The sequence below is a fragment of the Pseudoalteromonas sp. 2CM39R genome (genome assembly GCF_023161845.1).
This window is the reverse complement of sequence record NZ_JALNTM010000005.1, coordinates 206,959-231,468: the sequence shown is the minus strand read 5'-3', so window position 1 is coordinate 231,468 and position 24,510 is coordinate 206,959. Positions and strand designations below refer to the sequence as shown.

The 24,510-nt window shown below is 41.1% G+C and carries 15 protein-coding genes; 11 read left to right on the top strand and 4 right to left on the bottom strand.

Annotated elements, in window-relative coordinates; genetic code table 11:
* Window positions 1–96: 96 nt before the first annotated feature.
* Window positions 97–1,341: a DUF642 domain-containing protein gene (locus MTF66_RS13525; RefSeq protein WP_248527458.1), complete on the top strand. Its 1,245-nt coding sequence runs from the start codon at window positions 97–99 to the stop codon at window positions 1,339–1,341.
* Between the two features lie 61 nt (window positions 1,342–1,402).
* Here MTF66_RS13525 and MTF66_RS13520 read toward each other — a convergent pair whose 3' ends face one another.
* Complete coding sequence (locus MTF66_RS13520) at window positions 1,403–1,933, bottom strand: thioesterase family protein (protein ID WP_058585488.1); 531 nt, start codon at window positions 1,931–1,933, stop codon at window positions 1,403–1,405.
* Between the two features lie 109 nt (window positions 1,934–2,042).
* On the opposite strand from MTF66_RS13520, the gene MTF66_RS13515 reads away from it, so the two are divergent.
* Window positions 2,043–2,531 carry a hypothetical protein gene (locus MTF66_RS13515; RefSeq protein WP_248527457.1) on the top strand — a complete coding sequence of 163 codons (489 nt, stop codon included), beginning with the start codon at window positions 2,043–2,045 and terminating at the stop codon, window positions 2,529–2,531.
* A gap of 66 nt (window positions 2,532–2,597) precedes the next feature.
* Here the strand turns inward: MTF66_RS13515 and tyrR are convergent, their stop codons facing one another.
* From tyrR to bcsE, 3 genes are all read right to left on the bottom strand, one after another.
* Entirely contained in the window at window positions 2,598–4,154 is a 1,557-nt protein-coding gene (gene tyrR, locus MTF66_RS13510; RefSeq protein ID WP_054561931.1) for a transcriptional regulator TyrR, read from the bottom strand.
* A 94-nt stretch (window positions 4,155–4,248) separates the two neighbouring features.
* Window positions 4,249–5,829, bottom strand: coding sequence for a cellulose biosynthesis protein BcsG (gene bcsG, locus MTF66_RS13505; protein WP_248527456.1), 1,581 nt, complete (start codon window positions 5,827–5,829; stop codon window positions 4,249–4,251).
* 169 nt (window positions 5,830–5,998) lie between these two features.
* Complete coding sequence (gene bcsE, locus MTF66_RS13500; RefSeq protein ID WP_248527455.1) at window positions 5,999–7,624, bottom strand: cellulose biosynthesis protein BcsE; 1,626 nt, start codon at window positions 7,622–7,624, stop codon at window positions 5,999–6,001.
* A gap of 122 nt (window positions 7,625–7,746) precedes the next feature.
* On the opposite strand from bcsE, the gene bcsR reads away from it, so the two are divergent.
* The 9 genes from bcsR (at window position 7,747) to hppD (ending at window position 24,388) form a co-directional block, all read left to right on the top strand.
* Window positions 7,747–7,959: a BcsR/BcsP family cellulose biosynthesis protein gene (gene bcsR, locus MTF66_RS13495; RefSeq protein ID WP_055021463.1), complete on the top strand. Its 213-nt coding sequence runs from the start codon at window positions 7,747–7,749 to the stop codon at window positions 7,957–7,959.
* Window positions 7,960–7,969: 10 nt separating this feature from the next.
* Window positions 7,970–8,692 carry a cellulose biosynthesis protein BcsQ gene (gene bcsQ / locus MTF66_RS13490; RefSeq protein WP_248527454.1) on the top strand — a complete coding sequence of 241 codons (723 nt, stop codon included), beginning with the start codon at window positions 7,970–7,972 and terminating at the stop codon, window positions 8,690–8,692.
* Complete coding sequence (gene bcsA, locus MTF66_RS13485; RefSeq protein ID WP_248527453.1) at window positions 8,682–11,348, top strand: UDP-forming cellulose synthase catalytic subunit; 2,667 nt, start codon at window positions 8,682–8,684, stop codon at window positions 11,346–11,348. The genes bcsQ and bcsA overlap by 11 nt, the downstream gene beginning before the upstream one ends.
* Window positions 11,345–13,594 carry a cellulose biosynthesis cyclic di-GMP-binding regulatory protein BcsB gene (gene bcsB, locus MTF66_RS13480; RefSeq protein ID WP_248527452.1) on the top strand — a complete coding sequence of 750 codons (2,250 nt, stop codon included), beginning with the start codon at window positions 11,345–11,347 and terminating at the stop codon, window positions 13,592–13,594. The genes bcsA and bcsB overlap by 4 nt, the downstream gene beginning before the upstream one ends.
* Entirely contained in the window at window positions 13,594–14,709 is a 1,116-nt protein-coding gene (gene bcsZ / locus MTF66_RS13475; protein WP_248527451.1) for a cellulose synthase complex periplasmic endoglucanase BcsZ, read from the top strand. Before bcsB ends, bcsZ begins: the two co-directional genes overlap by 1 nt.
* The gene (locus tag MTF66_RS13470; protein WP_248527450.1) at window positions 14,700–18,512 is read left to right on the top strand and encodes a cellulose synthase subunit BcsC-related outer membrane protein; all 3,813 of its coding nucleotides are present in this window, start codon (window positions 14,700–14,702) and stop codon (window positions 18,510–18,512) included. The genes bcsZ and MTF66_RS13470 overlap by 10 nt, the downstream gene beginning before the upstream one ends.
* A gap of 244 nt (window positions 18,513–18,756) precedes the next feature.
* Window positions 18,757–20,187, top strand: a complete 1,431-nt coding sequence (locus MTF66_RS13465) for a peptide MFS transporter (RefSeq protein WP_058585497.1) — start codon at window positions 18,757–18,759, stop codon at window positions 20,185–20,187.
* Window positions 20,188–20,302: 115 nt separating this feature from the next.
* A complete protein-coding gene (locus MTF66_RS13460; protein WP_248527449.1) occupies window positions 20,303–23,026 on the top strand; it encodes a metallophosphoesterase in 2,724 nt (907 codons plus the stop codon).
* 315 nt (window positions 23,027–23,341) lie between these two features.
* A complete protein-coding gene (gene hppD / locus MTF66_RS13455) occupies window positions 23,342–24,388 on the top strand; it encodes a 4-hydroxyphenylpyruvate dioxygenase (protein ID WP_055021474.1) in 1,047 nt (348 codons plus the stop codon).
* Window positions 24,389–24,510 lie beyond the last annotated feature (122 nt).

Sequence of the window (24,510 nt, the reverse complement as noted above, 5' to 3'; positions counted from 1 at the left end):
ATTCGGCTTGTTCCTTAATTGAACAAAAGCCATTTAAAGCAGTAAAATTATACTATTCAGTATTAATTTTATGTTAACCACATAACGGAGAGTGTCATGAAAAGCTTGGTTACTAAACTAGCAATTTTACCTTTAGCTATTGCATCAGGTATTGCAATGGCTGGCACAAATTTAGTAGAAAACGGATCATTCGAAAATACAGATACAATTACCGCTAACAATGGTAAGTGGCAGTTATTTTACGAAATTCCAGGTTGGACTCGTAGCAGTAACGCTAGGTTTGAAATTCAAACGAATAAACTTGGCATTGTTCCAGCACAAGATGGTGAGCAGCACATTGAGCTTGATTCAAGATCTAATTACAGCATCACACAAGCGCTTGCTACAACTGCAGGTAAAAAGTACGAATTAAGCTTTTATTACTCTGCGCGTGTAGTTGGCAATGAAGAAACAAATAAAGCTGAAGTTTTTTGGAATGGCGAGTCATTAGCAGTTGTTAATAGCAGCACTCAAGGTTGGACTAAATACAGCTTTACTGTTGAAGCTGACAGTGCCAGCTCATTACTAAGCTTTGCAGGTGCCGGTACATCAGATTCATTAGGTGCATTTATTGACAATGTAGTTGTTACTGAAGTTGCTGAGCCTTGCGCTGTTACTACTGGTTTATACGGTATTAATAACTTTGGCTCTGAAACTGAAGGCTATGTATATCACTTCAATCCAGAATCAAGCGCTGTAACTGTAGTTGCAGGCCTGAGCAATACAGCATCAAATATTGCTAGCAATGACGGTGTGCTTTATTTCATGGAGCAACTTGATAAAAGCAGCAAAGCGTCAAAAATCTATAGCCTAGATTTAGCCAGTGATACGCAAGCTGAAGTTGCAGATGCGACATCATTCCCTATTTATCGCTCAACAGTGACTGCGGATGGTCTGTCTTTACGTGCGACAAGCAAAACATACATGTATGATTTTGACCTAACTACAGGTGAAAAAACGGTATTAGGTAAACTATCGTATGAAGGCGATACATTTGCAGACGGCGACATCGCTTATTCAAGTGATTACAACGTACTTTACGTGTTAACAGGTCAAGCACTTTACACAGTCGACGAAGGTAACCTTGAATTAACTCGAATCGGTGAGCACGGTGTTAATTGGGCGTCAGGTATTGCGATTGCTGATGACGGTACAATTTATATTTCAGGTAGAGAAAGCGGCGAGAATGCAAAAATCTACACCTTAGATCAAAACACCGCTGAAGCGACATTCGTAATGGATGGTCCAGCACATGTAAACGATTTAACGTTTGTTAGTGAAGCAGTTTGCGCAGCAGAGTAAACTGTGTTTAAAGCCATAAAATGCCAGCTTAGCTGGCATTTTTTTTAGCTAATCTTAGGTATCACTTATTAGTGAGCTTCTTTTGCTCTAACATTTCTTTCCAGTGCATCACTTCTGCTGGCAAAATAGGTGCAACTCCGCTAAAGCCTGCAACTTCAAGCATCTCTTCAACACTTACAACGCCTTTTTTACGTTTAAATACACCACGTACATAAGCAATAGCATGCAGGCCTCGTTCAGAGTGAAACCTTTGCTCAATGTAAAAGTATTTATGATCCCAACCAACTAAACGCGTACTGACTGTGTACTTTTGCATTGGTTTAATATCGCGTATGTAGGTAATTGCAGTTGCATTAACGATTGGGAACCAACGGCGTTTCATTATGTGCTTTAACAAGCCTACTCGCTCAGTCATCCAAGTACGGGCAAGATCCATCATCGCTAAATAACGAGAATTAGTTAGATGAAAATTGATATCGCAATCGGTTGGTAACGCTTTAAATTCAATATCAATCGTGTCTAACAATTGTTGATAATCACGATTACGTTTAATTTTAAAAAACAGTAGTATAAGTCGAAAATAGAGGTTCACGGCAAAGGTCTAACCAGTTGATAATGAACAAAGTGTATCACAGCATATTGCTAAGGCGAATTTTCTGCTCTAATCTGTGCATATATTAGTATAAAAAAAGAATAACCTAATGAAATTATTTAGTTTGGTAACTTTGTTCAGTGCAAGCTTATTCACCAGCTCAGCATTTGCTGACTTCAACTTTCCAGGTGACGGTACTTTAAAATACCCAACGGGTGTTGAGAAAGCATTTAAGTTTGGTTTTGCTTGGCAACAAGATGCTGAAAAGTTCACAATTGGCGATAAAAGCTATGACATGTCCCTGCCAGAATCATATTCTGTGGCTATTACACTCAGTAAAGATGAGGAACAAGTGTGGGTGCAAGAATTCAATAATGGCTTTATTGAAGGTTTCAACTGGCAAATTGCTGATCACACCCTAAAACTTGAAAAGCGCAAGTTTAGCGACTCTGTAAAAGGTGATTACATTATTAGTCTAGATAACCGCGATTACTTTTTTGCCCGTAATAACATCAGTATTGTGATCAAGTTCGACGATGAGGGTATTAAAAATATCGCTATTGATGGTGTCACCAAAGATATGGGTACCAAACAATAGTTTTTAACCGAAAAGAAAAAGGCTTAGGTTTTACCTAAGCCTTTTTTGCTTAATTGAGCTTTATAATTAAACCTTCACTGTCTTACGGTTAATACCGTAATCTCGAAGCTTATTTGCTACTGCCGTGTGGCTCAAACCTAATCGCTTAGCGAGCTGACGAGAGCTTGGATAAGCAGGATAAAGCTTACGAAGTAAAGTCGCCTCAAAACGTTTTACCGCTTGGTCTAAGGTTCCTTCAAAATCAGACTCGAGATAACCTAGATCATGAGTAAACGTTGGTAACTGCAGGTGCTCAATACGCAATTCGTTATCATCTAACAACGACACAGCACGATATATCGCATTTTCTAATTGGCGCACGTTACCCGGCCATGGGTAATCTTGTAAAAAGCGTAAACAATCCTCAGACATCACAGGCACAGAATGACCATTTTGCTGGGCATACTTTTGAATAAAGTGCTCTGCTAACGGGCCAATATCAGCTTTTCTATCACGTAATGGGGCTATTTCTAAAGTTAAAACATTAATTCGGTAATAGAGATCTTCTCTAAATGTTCCCTCTTGCACCATCGCTGGTAAATCTTTTTGTGTTGCGGCAACAATACGCACATTTACTTTTACTTCGTTTTCATCACCGACTTTTCGGAAGGTACCGTCTTGTAAAAAACGTAGTAGCTTAGTTTGTAGCTGAGTCGACATTTCACCAACTTCATCTAAAAATACTGTGCCACCATCAGCTTGCTCTAAAACGCCGCGTTTTGGTGCCGCGTTTTCTTCATAGCCTGCGTAACCAAATAGTTCAGACTCAGCGACATCATCAGGCAACGAAGCACACGACAAAGCGATAAACGGTTTTACTGAGCGGTTTGATGCGTAATGACAAGCACGAGCAAGTAGCTCTTTACCTGTACCTGTTTCACCAGTAATCAGGATTGGCGCTTCAAGTTGTGCCATTTTACGCGCTTCACGAACCACACGGCGCATTGCAGTACTAAAGTTATGTATGGTTGCAAAACTTTCTTGGCCATAACGACGGAACGCACTGACTTGTTGGCCTAAGCGACTTTGTGATTTGATATTGATAACTGCACCGGCTAATACATCTCCTTCAGCACCTTGTGGTACTGAAATAGGTAGAATATCGGCAATAAAGTCTTCGCCAGCTACTTCAACTCGGGTTGTTTGACCCAAAACTTCTTTACCTTCTAACCAACGCGTAAAGTTAAAGCCTTTGAGTAAGTTATTGATGTTAGCACCAATAACTTCGCTTTCAGATAATTGCAGGTCGCGACACGCAGCATCATTACATAAACGCACCCAGCCTTTAGCGTCAATAGATATCACACCGTCTGGCAATGCACGTAGTAATGTATTTAACTCATTATGCTCTCGCTCAGAAGGTAAAAATGCAGTTGTACGAACGTCTTTCACGCCATCTATCAAACGGATAGATGGCATAATTTTTTGGAATTGTTCAAACTCAATAGGCGGAAAGCTCACGTACATTCGACAATTAACCGAATCTACCTCGATGCCTTTTAAATCAACTTGGTAACTAACCAAGATATTGAGAATCTCTTGTGCGATACCAATTCGGTCAGCACAGTGGATATCTAAACGCATTACATCCTCAAAAAACGGGAACCTATAGTATGAGAATGATACGCTAACTCCCTGCAGCTGGGTAGTCTATTGTAAACAATTTTGGACAAATAACTTAATTAGTCGGGTACTTGGTCCATTCTCCACCATCTAATTGGATGTAAGGCTGCCCTTTTATATACATCATTACCGTATCTTCATTCTCGGCGACCTTGGCTGAAGTTGGTAAATTATCAAGCACTCGGTTAATGGGTACCGTACCTGTGAACAAATCGAGCTTCATCGTATTGTTGATTAACTCTGACAGTGAAAAGTAACTCATTGTTTCATCAACGACATTCAGCCCATCATGCTTTATATCAGGACCGATGAATTTAACCGCAGTTGGCACTGAAACTATTGAAGGGCTCGGAATTTCGCGCAAACCAGAGAATTGTAGTTTATCACCCTGTAAGGCAGCCCCATGTTCCGGCACAACCACCAGCATTACATTTCGACCTTGCGCTTTTAACTCAGTTATAAACTTATCGATGTCATTAAATAAGCGCTGTTGTCTAAGCGGATAGCTTTCAAAGCTATTCATACGTTCACGACCAGCAAGTTGATTGCCATCGTGTAAGCTAATGGTGTTGTAATAAAGAGCCCTAGGCTGCTCACTCGAACCTTGCTTTTTCAACCAATTAGTGAGTATATCCGCATCAGAATAAATCGGTTTGCCATCGAAGCCATATTGCGCAGCACTAAATTTGCTAAAATCCAGTTTTGGCACAGAGACACCACCGTATTGCCTGATCAAACCTATAAAGTCATCAAAATGTCCATCGTGGTTAAGAGCCACACTGGTTTTATAGCCAAGCTCAGCAAGGTTAGTGAATAGCTGACATTGCTCATCAACAGGTTTAAATAGTTGCTCTTGACTTGTTTGCCCGCAACTTGCTCGTAATAAACGAATTGCCGCAGGGCCACTGTACGACGTTGCTGAGTTAAATTGGCTAAACAAAATATCAAAATCAGCAAATAAGTTCCGTGGCTCAACACCAATTGCATTTAAATCAGCCGTCGCTAAAGAACAAATATTGAGCACAACAACATCAAATGGCTGACCATTAAATACGTCAGGAAACTGGCTTTGTAGTAAATTCTGTTGCTGGTAAAAGTCTTGTAACTGTTGATCCGGTGTCTTTTGTTTTGCTGTATCAGAAACTAAAACGGGCACTTGTTTTTTTGTAGTTTGGTTATTGCTTGCAACTTGAGTTGTAACCTCATCACTCGTAACAGCCCCACCTAACCAAAACGCATACATAAAGCCAATTATTGAAATACTGGTGTAACGCAACCACTTCACAGTAAACCAATAAAAAACCACTAAAGCAAAGAGCGCAAAAATCATATCGAGGCTAACAACGCGCGCTGTGATCTCAAAAAAGTAGCCGATGCTAAAGTCTTGTACATTGCCAGCTTGCTTGGTGAGCCTAGAAATCGGGGGCAACCATGAGTCGTGATACAACAAGGCCACTCCTACCACCACACTCATAGCGTGTTTGATACGAGACAACCAAACATGTTGAAAAGAGATAGCTAGAAAAGCAAAAAATGCTAAGTTTGCAAATAAATCAAAAGAAATATCACCTCGGCTATACAGAACAAACTTAACTAAAAAGTATAAATTCCAAATACCTAATCCTGAAAGCCTCACTTGTTATCCTTCTTGTGTCGTTTTGGCGTATAGGGCGTTAATAATACATGCCTAAATGTTAGTTTTCGGTAGAGCACGACTACTTTATTAAACAATACCTTACCTGTATTACTCAACAAAATGCCGATTAACATTGCGATGATAAAAGTAATAAAAAACTGGTTTAAGCTCATGATAGCTCACCTTTTAAGGTCACTTTTACTGGCTCAGATATAGGTCGAATCACTTTTTTAAATTCCGGTGTCTCTGTATTTAAATTTGCAATATCTGCTGTTTTTGTATCAAAAATATAACTTACATTTTCTTGTAATTGCTGGGTAAAGTCGGTTATTTCGGTATCAGCAAAATGACGTTGCATGCGGCGACATTCTTGCTGAATATAAAAATGATCAGCAATGACATTTTTTGACATAAAAAAGTCGCTTACCTGTAATTTAAATAAATGTTTAATCGCACTTTCCACATCGTGTTCTCGACAAGCATGTAGATAAAGGTAAACCGTGCCATCAGCAAAACTAAAAATATCCCCTTCGCGTTTTACATGAAATAAATGTAATGGGTGTATGGCATCAATACGCGGTAAAAGCTGCAACATAACAAGCACGCCACTTACACCCAGATTGGCGGCTGAGTCACTATGTTTGGCAACCTGCTGTACGAATTTATCTGGAGGCAAATAACCTTTAGCCAATACATTTTCACTATATTTTAGAACATCATCAATAGATTTCGGTAGTGGCCTTGTAAACTGAAACCCTTGAATTGACTGAATTTGTGACAGTAAACGCGAAGGCTCAGAATAACTATATAAAATAAGGTTAACCCCTAAAGTTAAAAATAAGCACTCGTCCTGGTGACGAATAATGCCATCAACATTTTGAATTACTAATTTCAGTCGGCGACCACACTTCTTTCGAAGAGAGAAGCAATCTTTGGCTAACGCTTTTAAATCAGTGTATCGGGTAACTGCAAAAACTAACGTCGCTGATTTTTTGGTAAGCCCTTTAGAAAAAAGAGCATCATTATCATCAATTATTTTATAAAACACGGGTAGCTTTGTACCCTCAGGTACAGCACTGCGAGTTAGCCATACCTCGTCTTCATCAAAGTCTTGCTCCGTTGCTTGCGACTTATCATCAGCCTCTTGCTCTACCTCAACTAATGCAAGTTGACCATCATGAAGCTGTAAATTAACCGAACGCCCAGCGATAACTCCTTCTTTATGACACCAATAATCATACTCAAGAGTGCGAATTGATGCCTCTTGAGTTATATAAATAAGGCCATCAAAGAAACGGTTTAAGGCTAATAACTGACGTCTTAATTCACTGACATAAGCACCTGACATTAAAAACACTAAAGTGACATTTTTTGATTGTGACAAAGCAACATAGAGCTTGAGTTTTTCACCAAGCTGCTGTTCGTTCAAAGAGACTAAATGTTCTGAATCGACATGCACGATAACCGTACTGTTTTTCAGTTGCTCATACTGTTTTATTTCGTTAATAACACCACGGGAAAAATGCAAACTTTTTGATACATTCTCATTATGATGTAAATGGAAAGGGCGAAGTACCCCTTGTTCGAACAAGGTAAATAATAACTCGCTTCCCTCTCCTTCGAAAAATAATTCGACTTGTTCAGAAAGCAAAAAAACCGAGTCTTTATGATTGGTTAAAAGATGCCTTGTTAACTCTAATAGCTGATTATCTAGCGGGGCAAGTAAAGCATAGTTTGCGCCTCGCTTTAGCTCAGAGAAAGCTCCGTTTAGTCCTGTAATATTTAAATGAGGCACCAACAAACCCTTAAAAAAGATACTTTAGTACTAGTTTTAAACGCTATTCTATATATAATGCAGATTATGTCCATGGATCGTAAACATTTTTAAGCTAATTTTTCTCATAACGGTTTTTTTAGATGAATGACTTTGCAGTAAAAAATTCACACACCTTAACTCAATACGATATTGAAAAGCTGTTACGCCAATTTGGCGGCAAGGAAACGGATTATGTTGAAATTGTTGATGTTGAAAAAAATCGTAAAACGATTGAAAAGTACCCCTTGCTTAACGATATCGCATTAGCAACAACACAAACACAGAGCACAAAAAAATTAACAAAAACGCAATAAAGAATCATAAATGAAGCGAATTTTTTTAAAAGGAATTAAAGGTGGCACTGGTACAACATCTATTGTGGCCAACCTTGCTTGTGCATTGAGAAAATCAAATGTGCCTGTGTATGCCATCGATTTAGATCCAAAAGGCGACTTAGGCCTACACCTTGGTCTTGCTTGGGAGCATCAGCTAGGCTGGAGTGACTACCCAGACTTTGCCTCTGCATGTGAGCAGTTTCACCAAGATAACGACGGCGTTAAGTTCTTACCCTACGGTAGCCAATCTAATTTAGGGTTAGATTTTTCAAGTATTATTAAGAGTTGTCAGCAGCTTAATGACAGCGATGACAGCTGGTTTTTATTTGACTGCCCTGCTCACGTTGATGTGCACCGCTATTCACTAAATGAAGACGATATATTCCTTGAGATTATTAATTGTGATGCAATTTGTCACAGTTTTGCTTTCAAACGTTTAAACACTCTAAAGCAGGCTGAATCATCATGGCAGCATTATTTTTTAACCAATAAATATAATTCAGCCTCTGAGCTTGAATCAGATTTATTGCAGCTTTGGCAAACTGAATTACCATTAATTGCACCTTTATATATCAACAAAGATGAAGTCATCAAAGAAGCAACTGCATTTAGAAATGTGGCAATTAACTGTGCTCCATACAGTGTTGCTAATGATGACTTTGAAACACTAGCCGGTTGGCTTGTAAGCCGCGCGAGTCAGAATGACCAATAGCATCCATTCACTCGGTATCACACACCGACTACTTAAAGGTATTTTAGGGTTGTTTTTAACGAAGCAACTTGTCCGCTTCGTATTTATAAAATTTTATAGTTATTACAACCAACACAAAATGAGCCTATTGGGAGCGATTTTACTCCCCTTCTTTGTGCTTTTTTTGTCGTTGTTTATTAAATTAGATAACAATAAAAAGCGTGAGTTAAAGCTTAAACTTAAACGCTTGTATCCTCATGTTTCTCAACCTGTACTCACACCAAGCAATTGCATTCGGATTGCATTGCAAAGTGTGTATCTCGCGCTATTCAATACCACCACAACCTCACAGCAACATATCGCCGTTGAGCAGCGTAAATCTTGGCGTAAATTAACACGATCAGCTCGCTTATTGAGACTGGCAGACAGTAAACTAGTACGCTCTTTTAAAGGGCTTTGGTTAGTTGCTAGAAAGCAAACAAAAACTAAATCATATAAAGCAGTGAGTCGCTCTCCACTTTGGAAAAACAGCACCTTAAAGGTCGCTTTTTTCACTCTCATTGTTTTTGCGGTGGCTATATTTGTAACCGTGCCATTTAGTATTGAAGCGCAAGCAGTGTTCATTAGTTTAATTTTGGTTGTTGCCTATTCACTTAGAAGTGTTGAAGGAAAAATGGCCACGATTGTGATGATCACCCTTTCTGTTACAACCTCTACACGTTATCTATGGTGGCGCTACACTGACACTCTTAACTGGGGTGACCCTTTAGCCCTTGCACTCGGTATTGGCTTATTGCTTGCTGAAAGTTACGCTTGGTTAGTACTAATATTAGGCTTTTTCCAAACCATTAATCCATTAAACCGTAAACCAATCGCGTTAGGAAAAGACACAGCAAACTGGCCAACGGTTGATATTTATATTCCTACTTACAACGAGCCGCTTGATGTTGTTAAGCCGACGACAATCGCCGCACAAAGTATTGATTGGCCAGCAGATAAGCTTAACATTTATATTTTAGATGATGGTAAACGCCCTGAATTTGCCGAATTCGCAAAGCAAATTGGTGTTGGTTATTTAACTCGCCCTGATAACAAACATGCCAAAGCCGGTAACATGAACCATGCGATGAAAGTAACTAATGGCGACTACATTGCTATTTTTGACTGTGACCATATCCCTGCTCGCTCATTCTTACAAATGACAATGGGACAATTCATCAATGACAGTAAAGTGTGTTTAGTACAAACACCTCACCACTTTTTTTCTGCCGATCCATTTGAGCGCAACCTCAAAAACCATCGTAAAATCCCAAATGAAAATATGTTGTTCTATGGCTTAATTCAAGATGGCAATGATATGTGGGATGCAACCTTCTTTTGTGGTTCGTGTGCTGTTTTAAGGCGCAGTGCCCTTGAAGAAATTGGTGGTTTTGCCGTAGAAACCGTCACTGAAGATGCCCATACCGCGCTAAGAATGCAGCGCGCAGGCTACAAAACAACATATATTAACATTCCACAAGCCGCCGGCCTGGCCACAGATAGTTTATCTGCCCACGTTGGTCAACGTATTCGCTGGGCACGCGGCATGGCACAAATATTCAGATTAGATAACCCGCTGTTTGGTAAGGGCCTAAATATCGCGCAGCGCTTGTGCTATTTAAACGCTATGTTGCACTTTTTATCAGGCATTCCGCGAATTGTATTCTTAACAGCGCCACTGGCATTAATTTATTTTAATGCGCAAATTATCTATGCACCGTTTGTTGCCATCTTTCTTTATATTGTGCCAACCCTGTTACAGGTAAAAATCACCAACTCTCGAATTCAAGGTAAATACCGCTATTCATTTTGGGGCGAAGTTTATGAGTCAGTACTTGCTTGGTATATTTTAAAACCCACGACAGTTGCGCTTATCAACCCGAATAAGGGTAAATTTAACGTGACTGAAAAAGGCGGTTTAAACAAGCAAGATCACTACGATTGGACGATTTCAAAGCCTTATATAATCTTGTTGCTTGTTAACGTTTTGGGTATGACCTACGGCGTGTTTAGATTGCTCTTCGGCGATAGTTCACAAATAGGTGTACTCGTCATTAGCATGCTGTGGGCAAGCTATAACGTGATAATTTTAGGTGCAGCTGTGGCTGTTGCCGCTGAAGCCAAACAAGTACGCAGCTCACACCGCATTAAAGCAAATTTCCCTGCAGCTATTCGCCTTGCTAATGGCCGTACTATTAAAGTAAAGATTACGGACTACTCAAATAATGGTGTTGGTCTTGAAACTGACCATAATCACCTTTGCCGTGTAAATGATAAAGTCGAGCTACTCATGAGCCGTGGCTTGAAGCAGTTTTCATTCCCAACTTATATCTGTAACACCCGCGATAAACAACTGGGTCTTACCCTCAGGGATTTAGATTTAGAAAAACAAAAAGCCTTTATTCAATGCACTTTCTCACGTGCTGATGCTTGGCTTGATTGGCAAGAAAACTTTAAACACGACAAGCCTTCATACAGCTTTTCTCACGTTTTTTATACCAGTCTTAGAGGCTTTAAGAACTTGATTTTCCATGCCCCAAATGAATTAAGACCCGCGATTGCGTTTGCATCAAGAGTCTTGTACTTTGTGGCGTCGTTATTACCTAAAAAACCAACAAAAGTACTAAAAACATCATGATAAAAACTTTTTTAACCTTGTTATTAGCTGTTGGCACACTCGGCATATCTGGCTGGGCGATAAGTGCTGAGCCTCTCTCTAATAAAGCGATTTTTGATGATGGTTACCCAGAGCAAGCACCAATTGAAAGCATGACGCTAAGCTTTGAAAAGCTTGGTTTAAGCAAGTTCAAGCTTGATGGAGTGAGTAATAGTACCCGTGTTGATTTTACAAACCGCCTCGATAAATTAGGGAAAAAACTGACTCTAGACTTTTCATACACAACTTCACCATCACTTATTGGTCGTGTCTCACATTTGAAAATTTTCTTAAATGAAAACCTTGTCACTGTGCTACCTATTGATGATAAGACAACGCCAATTGGCACAGTCTCTGAGCGCAGCATTGTTCTTAACCCTAAGCTAATTAAAGACTTTAACCAAATTCGCTTCGAACTAGTCGGTTTTTACGATCTGGTTTGTCAGGATGACTATAGTAAAACAATATGGGCCGAGCTTAGTAAAAGCAGCCGTATTTCTATTGACCGTCAGTCACTTGCTCTTGAAAGCTTACTTGAGTATTTCCCTGCACCATTTTTTGATTCGCGAGATTACAACAAGGTCAATTTACCATTTGTGTTTGCATCACAACCTGATGAAAACACACTCGAAGCAGCGGCTGCACTATCAAGCTTTTTTGGCGCTCAAGCAAAATGGCGCAAAGCACAGTTCCCTGTGCAAATTAATGCAACACCGACAGAACATAGTGTCGTATTTGCAACAAACGACAACAAGCCTGATTTTTTATTGAATTACCCTGATGTTGAAAAGCCAACTGTAGAAATTATCAGCAGCCCTACTCAGCGCTACGCCAAAGTACTGCTTGTTTTAGGTAAAGACACAGCACAATTGAAAGAAGCCGTAGTAGGTTTAGTCTTTGGCTATAAAGTCATGACTGGTCGCAGTGCAACTATTGATGCAATTAGCAACTTACCGCTTCGAGAAGCCTACGATGCGCCACTGTGGGTGCGTTCTGATCGCCCAGTAAGCTTTGATGAATTTATTGAATACCCAACTCAGCTGCAATCGGAAGGCTATCGCGGTCTACCTGTTCGCTTAGACTTGCGTTTTGCACCAGATTTATTCACTTGGCGTGAAAATGGTATTCCTATTACCTTGAATTACCGCAACACGCCTGTTGAGCAAAACATGTTGTCGCGTTTGAATATGTTGATTAACGGTAAGTTTGTGGATGGTTTTATTCTTGATAACGAAGGCGGTAAAACGATTACAACCGATACCTTGTTACCGCTTTTATCTGAATTCAATCCAACCAAAACTCGTCAAGATTTTGAGCTAACAGGGTTAGATTTAACAACAAATAACCAGCTGACTTATGATTTTAATTTTGCAGTCGTAAAAACCGGTGAGTGTAGCGCCATTCCTGCCGGCGGTGAATTTGGTGCAATTGATGGCAGCTCTACCATTGATGTAAGTGACTTCCATCACTATATCGCCATGCCAAACCTACGCGCCTTTGCAAATGGCGGTTTCCCATTCACCAAATATGCCGATTTACACCAAAGCACGCTTGTAATGGAAGCTAACAGCTCAGTTAACGCGATTAGTTTATTGCTTAATTTCACAGGTCATTTGGGTGCCATAACAGGCTACCCAGCGCACCGTTTAGACATTCAATTTCCAAGTAACCAATTGGCGCTAAACGATAAAGACATTATTATTATTGGTAAGCCTGACTCTTTCTTAACTTCACTTGCCAAAGACAGCGCCCTAAGTGTGCTTATCAACAACAACCAACGCATTGTTGATCAAGCTATCTATAATGGCGCCTACGACACTAAAGGTGCTGAAAAAATTAAAGTAAATATAAGCAGCATTGGTCGTTTAGCCGTGATGTCCGGGTTCCAGTCACCGTTTGATTCAGACCGCTCCGTAGTCTCTTTGATTGCCAGTAATGAAAATGCTTTTGCACTTCTCACTGATGCTCTACTGAATGATGATAAAACAGCTCAAATAATGGGAAGCTCAGCCATTATCAATAGCCAAGGCATCAAAACGATTAAAACCGATGAACAGTATTTTGTCGGTCACGTGCCTATTCATACCCTCATTTGGTTCCACTTTTCAGACCGCCCAGTATTGTTAGCGATTCTATCACTGCTAACCCTATTACTTATTTCATTTATGTTGTGGCGAGTGCTCGCGCTACTTACCAAAAAACGTTTATCTGAAGGAGATCAGGCATAATGAAAACTATCGCTTCTTTACTATTCGTTTTTGTTTTTTCAAGCAACGCCTTAGCTCAGTTAAGCTGCAGCGCTTGGCCGCAGTGGAATAACTTTAAAACTCACTTTATTACACCAGAAGGACGTGTAATTGATTTGGGTAGTGATTACAGTATTACCACCTCAGAGGGGCAATCTTATGCGTTATTCTTTGCTTTACTAGCCAATGATAAAGCCAGCTTCGATAAGTTACTTGAGTGGACTGAAGTACACCTTTCTGAAGGTGATTTAAGTACCCGTTTACCAGCGTGGCAATGGGGAATAAAGCAAAATCAAGGACAAATCCTTGATTCAAATCCAGCTTCTGATTCAGATTTATGGATTGCTTATACCCTGTCACAAGCAGCTATCTTATGGAATGAAAGACGCTACGCAGTGCTCAGCTCAGTGCTTGCTGAGCGAATCATTCGTGAAGAAACAGCGCAAATACCAAACCTCGGTCTGACTCTATTACCTGGGCCAACAGGCTTTGAAAAAGACAGTAGCTGGAAATTAAATCCAAGCTATGCACCGCTATTTATATTTGCGCAATTTGCACACCTATACCCGCACTCGCCTTGGCAAACATTACACGATAACTCGGCGCAGTTATTAATTGATACAGCACCAAAAGGCGTGAGCCCTGATTGGGTTAATTACAGCGTGGAAAAAGGCTTTTATCATGATAAAAGCGCCCCTGCTACAGGTAGTTACAATGCTATCCGCGTCTACCTTTGGGCCAGTATGATGGCAGAAGATGCCCCCTATAAAAATGCCCTTACAGAGCAGTTTAAACCTTTTGTTGATAGCATTGTTTCTTCAGGTAAAGTGCCATTAGAAACCAATGCATTCTCAGGCAAAACGGCAGGCAACGCCCCAAGTGGTTTTGTTGCCGCCTTATTGCCATTGCTTGCTGAAGATAATGCATCACAAACTGTGACGGCTTTACAACAGCAAATAATGATGGATACCCGCTTTACCACCAGCCGCTACTACGACAGCGTGTTGTATTTGTTTGGTAACAGCACATTGAACAAACGTTTTAGTATTGATAAAAACGGGGCTTTAACAACTAACTGGAGCAATGAATGCCGATAAAGTGGCTACTTGCTGCAGTTTTAGCAAGCTCCAGTGCATCCGCAGCAATAAAAAAAGACCTTGATAGTCAATCAATTGATTGGTTAATTAGCCAAGTACAACTTGGTGAAATTGAGCGTGATAATCAATTGATGAGCGACAGCTTAGAAAAGCTGCAAAGCATTGCACCTAAAAATACTCAAGTGCAATGCGCCGAGGTGCGTGTTTTATATAGCCTCAAAGAAACCGACAAAGCCAATGTGCGCTTAGCAGAGCTTAGTAACCTATCACATCCGTGCGTAACAAGCTTAACCCTACTTGCACGCGTCAATAACCAAGACAAAGAATCGGTTCAACAAGCCAGGCTTCGTGCCCGAGCCGGACAATACAGTGACGCGGTAAAAATCTACAATCGGCTATTTAAATCCGCCTACCCTAATATTGAATATGAGCTGGAGCACATAAACTGGCTTGCTCAAGATCCAAATCAATATCAGCAAGCACTGCGCGGTTATCGTTCTTTACTAAAACGCTACCCAAATAGTGGCCGTTTTGAGCTTGCCTATGCAAAGCACTTATTAGAACAAAACCCGAACAATAAAGAAGCTATTGAAATACTTAGCCATTATGCACACAGTAACCAATATGGTGTTGAAGCTGAGTTTGCGTGGCTTGCAGCCCTTGAGGATATGCCGCTTAATAAACAAACTGAGCGCGAATATCAGCGTTACTTTGCAGCCTACCCTAAAAGCAGTAAGGGTCAGCTACAATTTAGTGACTTTAAGAAAGCGCATTTAGCTGAGCAAAAAAAGCAAGCAGACCCTGCTTATCAGACATGGCTCAAAGGCAGTGTCGAACTTGAAAAACGCCACTTTGATGCAGCAGAAAAGCTTTTTAATAAAGCACTGCGAGGTCGTCCTCAAGATCCTGAAATATACAATAGCTTAGGTTTATTGAACTTAAGGCAAGGTCGCAATGCCAATGCTTACCAGTACTTTAGAAAAGCTCAAAAATACAGCATAGATGCAAACCGTATAACGGTGTTAAAAGGCCTAGCCAATACTGCTCGTTTTTGGCAATACATAGATGAAGCTAAATCAGCCATTAGTAGTAATGAACTCAAACAGGCTGCGCTTAAGCTGGATTTAGCTGACACCTTAAATGAAGACCCTAATACTGTATTGTTTTACCGCGCAGAACTGGCCAGACAAGCAGGGCAATACCAAAACGCGATGAACCTTTATAGGCAAGTACTAAAAGACGATCCTCTGCAACAGTCTACTTTGCGTGCCATGCTTGAATTAACCGCCTCAGATGGTAATTATGCTCGTAGTCACCGTTTTTATAATGGCTTAACTCGTCAGCAACAGGCTTTGATTGCTGAAGATTATACCCTATTACAAACACAGCAACTGCGGGCCCGTGCAGACGAGCTAACTTCACAAGGTCAACTTGATGAAGCCGTTGATGTGCTACTTATGGCAATCAAACAAAGCCCACGTCAAAGTTGGCTTTACTACGACCTTGCAAATTTATATCAACAACAAGGTTTAGTTGATCATGCCAAAGCTCTGTATAAAAAAACCTTGTGGCAATTTCCGCTAGATGCAGATTTACGTTATAGCCATGCCCTATTTTTACGTTCGCTGAATGATTACCAAGGAGCACTGGCAACCTTAGATTACATTCCTAATAACGCGCGCACTGAACAAATTAATGTGCTTACAGAGCAGCTAAGCATTAATACCAAACTAGAAAGACTCTCTGCCAACAATACAGCCACTAATAAAGCCACGGTGATTTATAAGCTCACCGAGTTAGAAGCACAGCCATTAACACCTTTAATGCAAGCTGAGCTTGCCAGTCAATGGCAACAAATTAATGAGCAGCAGTATGCAATTAGGCAACTGAAAAAAGCTCTTACTCGTGACCCAAGTTTGAGCCCATATTGGCACATGACATATGCAAATTGGCTAATTGAAAGCAACAATAAAAACGCTGCTGATAGCTGGTTTGCAGACTATCAACTGCCGAGTAACGCAACCGATGCAGAGCAATCACAATGGTTAGCACTACAAGTTAATTACGTTAATCGCTTTAGTGATAGTAACCAACGAGTTGCTAAGCTCTCAGAGCTTGCAACACGTTACCCTGATAACCCAGAACTGTCAGAGGCGCTGATCAATGCTCATATCGAGCAAGGCAATAGTAACCAGGCCATTATCCGCTTTGAGCAGCACGTTGCAAAAGGACAAACTGTGTCAACGGATACTGCTTTAGCTATTGCGACACTTGCTCGTCAGCAGCAAAGAGATGATTTAGCAGATCGCATCATTGCTGGGCAAATTAATCAAGTTTCGAGTGAGCAAAGCTATCGTCAGCAGCAATTGATGACTGCCCTTGAACAATTTGAAGATAAACAGAGCGCAATAAATCTAGCTGAGCAATTGCTAGCTAAATCAAACAACAACCAAGAGCTTTATTATCAAGCAGCAGCGGTTGCGCAAGCTAAGCAACAAACTACGCTTGCTCAAAGCTGGTACCGTGCTGCAGTTGATCCAGATACGGCAACGAGCACCTTAAGCGATGAGCAGAACTATGAACTGTATGCCCTTGATGAAAATGAAGCTTGGTATGTAAATAATGCCAAGCGTCAATTGCAAGGTATTGAGCGCGATGAGCAAGCGTATATCACTGCTGCAATCAACTTAAGTAGCCAAACCAGCACACAAAATGAGTCCACACTGGGCGCTGGTGCAACGCCTATTGAAGCAGGTTTCCCGCTATGGGGTGGCACTGGGATTGTGAAATTAGACCCAATGACAATATCGAGCCAAGAAACCCGCTTTGATGAAACCTTTGCTGGTAGCCGCTATGGTCAAGGAGCCCTGTGTATTTTTGACTGCCCACTTTTAAGTATAAAACCAAAGCAACAAGGTATGGATATTGGCCTTGCTTGGCAAAACGAGCAATGGCGAATTGATGTTGGTACCACTCCACTTGGCTTTTTAGTCGAAGATATCGTGTGGGGCGTTAATTACAATGGTGATTTAGGCGACTTTGGGTATGGCGTCACGTTTAATAAACGCCCGGTTACCAGCTCTGTATTATCTTACGCCGGACTTGAAGATGTCTTTACCAACCAAGTATGGGGCGGTGTTAGAGCTACGCAATTACAACTTAGTCTATCTCATGACCTTGGCCTAGATTGGGGTTTTTGGGGCAGTACTAACTATCAAATCTTGCAAGGTAAAAACGTAAAAGACAATCAAAGCTACAGCCTAATGGGTGGCAGTTATTATCGTTATATTCGCGAAAGAGACACCGAATTAAGTCTAGGCCTTAACTTATTACACTGGTCGTATAAGTATAATTTAAGTGAAGAAACCTGGGGACATGGTGGCTATTACAGTCCACAAAACTACTTGGGCGCTTCATTACCTGTAATTTTTGATAAGCGAGTTGGTCATAATTTTGTATACCGACTGCGTGCTGGCGTATCTTGGTCAACCACCACGACAGACGACATCGCATTTTTTCCTAACGACCCTATTTTGCAAGGCCAAGCAGAGGCTCAAACAGCTGTAACGGGTGTTGTGCCTTACTTTGAAGGCGATACCAGCAGTGGTTTATCGTATAACTTAGGGGCAAGTTTTGAGTATCGATTCACGCCTCATTGGTTCTTTGGTGGTTACGTAAACTTAGATAGAGCCGATTTTTACGAGCCGAATTATGCTCAGTTGTACTTCCGTTATTACTTTAATCCGGTGTATAGCGAACTGGCCTTCCCGGGTAAACCTGTTGTGCCTTATGCAAGCTACTAACTATCGCATCACAAGGGGCAAGTGTCGCAAGTTCTTCCCCTCTCCATAAGGTCTATGTATACTGTAGCGCACTTGTAGCTAGGATAAGGGTGTGTCCCTTTCCTTCAAGTACAAAACTTGAGCAACAAACCATTATCTTAGCTGCATCAAAAAACATGGCCGCCCGTTCACTAAATAAATACATAGAACGACCAAAGCAAAAACAATAAGGCCTCAAATAAAAACTTAGAGTTAGGAAGTAAATATGAGTTCATTACCTAAAGCAGGTGACTTTTTAGGGCATCCTAAAGGGTTATTCCTGTTGTTCGGCACAGAAATGTGGGAACGATTCGGTTATTACGGCATGCGCGCCATCTTAGTTTTATACTTAGTAGCGCTTGTACAAGAAGGTGGTTTTGGTTGGTCAAATGCAGACGCATTAAGCCTTTATGGTACCTTCACAATGGCTGTATACATCACCCCACTATTTGGTGGTTGGTTAGCCGATAACGTATTAGGACAACGTAAAGCAATTATCCTTGGTGGTTTATTGATGGCTGCAGGCCATTTCACTATGGGTATCCCACACAGCTACTTAGCTGGCCAAGAAGAAAATGTATTCTACATTGGTTTAACACTTCTTTGTGTGGGTAACGGTTTATTTAAGCCAAACATCTCAACTATGGTAGGTGATCTATACAAAGAAGGTGACCAACGTCGTGATGGCGCGTTCACTATCTTCTATATGGGTATCAACCTAGGTGGTGCATTAGGTCCTCTAGTTGCGGGTTATGCTGCAGCTGCAATGGGCTGGCAATGGGGCTTCATCGTAGCCGGTATTGGTATGGTGTTATCTGTACTTTTACAGCTTGCATTAAGCAACAAATACTTAGGCGATATCGGTGTTGTGCCTTCTGCTAAGCTTTCTCAAGCACAGTCTGAATCAAACACTAAAGAGCCACTAACTAAAGTAGAAACTGACCGTATTAAAGTTATCTTTACTATGAGTGTATTCAGCATCATCTTCTGGATGGGCTTTGAACAAGCGGGTGGTTTAATGAACCTTTTCGCTAACGATTACACAGACCGTATGTTACTTGGTTTTGAAGTACCAGCTTCTTGGTTCCAATCTTTAAACTCAATTTTCATCATTGTTTTTGCACCTTTAGTTGCCATTATTTGGTTAAAGCTTGATAAACGTGAACCAAATTCACCGGTTAAGTTTGCTATTGCACTTATCTTCTTAGCACTTGGTTTCATCACTATGATCCTAGCGCTAATGACACAAGGTCAAGGTGAGCACCTACAAATCAGCATGATGTGGTTAGTTTTATTCTACTTATTCCACACGCTAGGTGAGTTATGTTTATCTCCAATTGGCCTATCTATGGTAAGTAAACTTGCACCTCTACGTTTAGCTTCAATGCTTATGGGTATTTGGTTCCTATGTACAGCGGTTGCAAACAAGATTGCAGGTTTCGTAGGTTCTTTCCTAGGTGAAGGTGAAGAAGCGTTAGACAACGCGATGGGTATCTTCATTGGTTTAGGCGCAACAGCGGTTCTTTCTGCTGTGATCATGTACTTACTAAGTGACAAGCTAGTCGCTTGGATGCATGGTGCTGAAGGTCAACACGAGCCACAAACTACTGAGCACATCCTAGCTGAAGAGCTAGAAGTGACAGCTGAAAAGCAATAATACTTATTCCCCGTAGCACCCGCTGCGGGGAATTTCTCTCTCCCCTATTCCCTCAGCGTCCTTAAAACTGATACTATATTCTGATATTAATTTGGTTTGCAAAGGAACTGAGTAAGTGCGCTCTAACACTCAACTACTGGTCATTATTCTGACCAGCTTATTACTAACAGCATGCGGTGGCGATAAAACAACAAAAGAAGTCGCAACAGCTCCTGATCAGTCTGGTTTGATTATTACTGTCGAAAATGGCGTATCAGCTGAATTCGCACAAGGCGATGTCACACTTAATGCAATAAGTAACACAGTCACAACAGACACTACATTTACCTACACTGAGACGAGCGCTTCAAGCACGGATATAGAGCTAGGTATTGTCTCAAGTATTCATACCTTTCGCCCTAATAACCTGATATTTGCTGAGCCATTAAGTTTAGCGATTAAATTACCAGATGAACAAACCAACCTTGCTTTTAGCATAGTGCAGTTAGTCGATGAACAATGGCAAACTCTCAGTACAGAACAAAGCAATGATGGATTTGCAGTCAGTGCTATTACAGAATTTGGTAGCTTTGCTTTAATGTCTCGCACCGTTCCTACAGCCAGTAAAACCATTGGCGAGCAATGTAATGACACAGCCAGTAACCAAACAGTACGCTTTATTCATGTTGCTGACTTACACGCGCGCTTTGGCTTTAAAGAGCAGTTATTCAGCCGTATTCGCAGTTACTACGACAATGCAAAACTTGAAAACCCTAACACCTTATTCACCAATGGCGGTGACGATTATGAAAAAGGCACCGTAGCTGAACAAACATCACAAGGGTTAGCCACTGTTGAAGCAATAAAAGCGATGGCTTTTGACGTACGTGTGATTGGTAACCACGACTATGCGTGGGGACCTGAGCAACTGTTGGACTTTGCCGATGACGATAATGCCATCGTGCTTTCAAGTAACACCGAATATGATGGTAGCAGCGAGACGCCGTTTGCCGGTGTCGATTTTTCCGTTGTCCAAGTAGGTTGCCTACGTATCGGCTTTTTTGGCATGACTTCTGTGCCTTGGAATGAACTCGATGAACCAGTTGAAGACGAGCCAATTCCTGATTTTATCGCTAATTTCAAAATGAATTGGCAGTGGCAAGAAGTGGCTGAGCAGATTGTTAACCAATATCGTCAAGATGTTGATTACATGGTCATGGTGAGTCACTTAGGTGAAGGCACTGACACCCGCATTGCACAAAATGTTACGGGAATTGATTTAGTGCTTGGCGGGCATACCCATGGCGGTGAAAGTTATCAAACCTTAAATAACGGCAGTATTGTTATTCAGCCAAACTTTTTTGCACAAGGGCTAACGGATCTTACCCTAACCTTCAACCTTGAAGACAAGACACTTGCGGATGTTGATTACAATACAGTTCCAACCGCCAACATTACGACCCTAGATGAAAGCACTAAAACCGCCATCGATGAAATCATGGGACGTTATGCTCCAGATGCAAACACAGAAATTGCCGTTTCAGAAAACTACCCCACTGCAGAAGAACTCACCACGATTACAGCCAAAGCGACTATGCAGCAGTTTCCCGAGATTGATGCCGCCTTGCTTGATGCAAGCCAAGTACAAGATCGCTGGCTACCGGGTACGTTAACCCAAGAAGACTTCCATGCTGCATTTAAGGTTGAACGCCAACCATCAAACACCCCAGGCTTTAATTCAATTTATCAAGTCGCAGTGACTGGCAGCCAGTTGAAAAGCATGCGCGAAAGCCAGCCTGAATGGGTCTTGGTTGTGCCAGATAACATTGACGATGCAAGCACTTACCAGGTTGCTTTATTTAAAGGCCCAGCGCTAAATAGCGAATTGTTCTTCCCTGCTCTGCCAAACTTAGAAGCACAATTGGTCGCTGAAAGTTGGTGGCTGCTTGATAACTACGCGCGAGCACGCACCAGCCAATGTTTATATATCGATACCGATAACATGCTAAATGCCTGTAAAGCAGATGATGCGGTCACAGTATGGAATTTTAACAACCCTGAGCAAGGCTTTAGCAGTGACTTTGGCCCTGCAACACTCAGCTTTTATGACCCTGAAGACAAAAATTGGGGACCAGAAGATAGCCAATTTGCCACCACCACTGAGCTTGAAATTGCTGATTTACCAAGTGGCTCCTCTGGCGTGCTCGCCTTTGCTCGCCATAGCCCAACGCAAGGCTTAACCTTAACGGCTAATAGTGCTGCAAACGGTGATTACCAAACTGAAGGGCTTATCGCTGATTACACCTTAGTGATGGATATTATGTGGCCAGAACAAAGCACCAATGAGTGGCGCTCATTACTACAAACCGATATCACTAACAGTGATGACGCAGACCTTTACGTTAGCCGAGATAACGCCATCGGTATTGCCACCAGTGACAGTGGTTACTTTGGCGAGCTTACAGCAAACACCTGGCACCGTATTGCTTTTGTGTTTTATGCTGCTCCAAACAACGGGGCACTAAAAATTTATCTTGATGGCGAGCTGATTGGTATTAAAGATGAAGGTGAAATCAATGAGCGCTGGGCAATCAACGATGCGGCCTTACTCTTAACCGATAATGACTACGAAACTAAGCCGGGTTACTTAAACGCCTTGTTATTTGCTGGTCGTGCAATGACAGATGCCGAGATTGCTAATATGGGTGCTGCACAGCAGCAACTTAATTTTACGCAATCAACCCGTACCTTAAACCAAGTGGTTGAGCGCCATTATCAAGCTGCGCCACAAATTATGAATAACCCTTGGTTACAACAACGCAGCAAGTTTTTTAACAAAGCGCGCCAAACTGTAAACTAAGCTATACAATCAACTTAATAAAAAAGGCCATTTCAGGCCTTTTTTATTGCCTGACAAATACTTTAATTTACCTTTAAATACATATAGATAACCACAAAATAGAATAGTAGATATTAGTCAACCTAGTGGCTTACTCATTGCCTTTGAAACTGCAATTGCTGAAATTAAAATCATTGTCCCATTTAATTTACAAAAGAGGCTTTGGCTAAATAGTGCGGGGATCTTCCCCTTATTGAGATTCTGGTTAATCATCCGCTCATTACAGAACAATAATTCTTTTTTAGCGCAGTGCTTATAATTGCGGGAGTAATGACAATGAGCGAAGTAAATAATCCATTAGGCCTAATGGGCATTGAATTCACTGAATACGCAACACCAGATGCAGATTACATGGACAAAGTGTTTACTGATTTTGGCTTCTCAAAGCTAAAAAAATTCAAAGGTAAAGACATTGTTTACTACAACCAACATGACATTCATTTCTTACTAAACAATGAACGTGAAGGTTTCTCTGCTGAATTTGCTAAAAGCCACGGTCCAGCAATCTGTTCTATGGGTTGGCGTGTAGAGAATGCACAAAAAGCATTCGAAGTTGCTGTTGAGCGCGGTGCAAAACCTGCGACAGACTCAACTCACAAAAACTTACCATACCCTGCTATTTACGGTATCGGCGACAGCTTAATTTATTTCATCGAGCAATTTGGCGACAAAGGTTCTATCTATGAGTCAGATTTTGAAGATTTAAGCGAGCAAAACATTGTTGAAGACAAAGGCTTCATCCGTATCGACCATTTAACCAATAACGTTTATAAAGGCACAATGGAAACATGGGCTAACTTCTATAAAGACGTATTTGGTTTTACTGAAGTTCGTTACTTCGACATCAAAGGTCAAAAAACTGCGTTATTATCTTACGCACTTAAATCTCCGTGCGGTACTTTCTCGATTCCAATCAACGAAGGTAAAGATAACAACAATAACCAAATCGATGAGTACTTAAATGAGTACAATGGTCCGGGTGTACAACATTTAGCATTCCTAACGAATGACTTAGTAAGTTCACTTGATAAGCTTGACCAATCAACGATTGCCACGCTTGATATCATCCCTGAGTACTACGACACTATTTTTGACCGTGTGCCTTGGGTTAAAGAAGATAAAGAGAAGATCCGTAAGCATCAGATCCTAGTAGATAGCCAAAGCGAAAATTGTTACCTACTACAAATCTTCTCGAAGAACCTATTCGGTCCTATCTTCATCGAGATGATCCAACGTGTAGATGACGGCGGTTTCGGTGAAGGTAACTTCCAAGCGCTTTTCGAATCAATCGAACGTGATCAAGAGCGTCGTGGTGTAATCTAAATCATCATCATGAATAAAAAGCAGCGTTATTCACACGCTGCTTTTTGTCGTTTTAAATTCTGTTTTAAACTACTGTTTAAATTGCGTTGATTGCCTCCATATAGATAACTAATAAATCAGCG

Coding starts and splice junctions, on each gene's coding strand:
- MTF66_RS13525 (WP_248527458.1), top strand. CDS start 97: ATGAAAAGCTTGGTTACTAAACTAGCAATTTTACCTTTAGCTATTGCA.
- MTF66_RS13515 (WP_248527457.1), top strand. CDS start 2,043: ATGAAATTATTTAGTTTGGTAACTTTGTTCAGTGCAAGCTTATTCACC.
- tyrR (WP_054561931.1), bottom strand. CDS start 4,154: ATGCGTTTAGATATCCACTGTGCTGACCGAATTGGTATCGCACAAGAG.
- bcsR (WP_055021463.1), top strand. CDS start 7,747: ATGAATGACTTTGCAGTAAAAAATTCACACACCTTAACTCAATACGAT.
- bcsQ (WP_248527454.1), top strand. CDS start 7,970: ATGAAGCGAATTTTTTTAAAAGGAATTAAAGGTGGCACTGGTACAACA.
- bcsA (WP_248527453.1), top strand. CDS start 8,682: ATGACCAATAGCATCCATTCACTCGGTATCACACACCGACTACTTAAA.
- bcsB (WP_248527452.1), top strand. CDS start 11,345: ATGATAAAAACTTTTTTAACCTTGTTATTAGCTGTTGGCACACTCGGC.
- bcsZ (WP_248527451.1), top strand. CDS start 13,594: ATGAAAACTATCGCTTCTTTACTATTCGTTTTTGTTTTTTCAAGCAAC.
- MTF66_RS13470 (WP_248527450.1), top strand. CDS start 14,700: ATGCCGATAAAGTGGCTACTTGCTGCAGTTTTAGCAAGCTCCAGTGCA.
- MTF66_RS13465 (WP_058585497.1), top strand. CDS start 18,757: ATGAGTTCATTACCTAAAGCAGGTGACTTTTTAGGGCATCCTAAAGGG.
- hppD (WP_055021474.1), top strand. CDS start 23,342: ATGAGCGAAGTAAATAATCCATTAGGCCTAATGGGCATTGAATTCACT.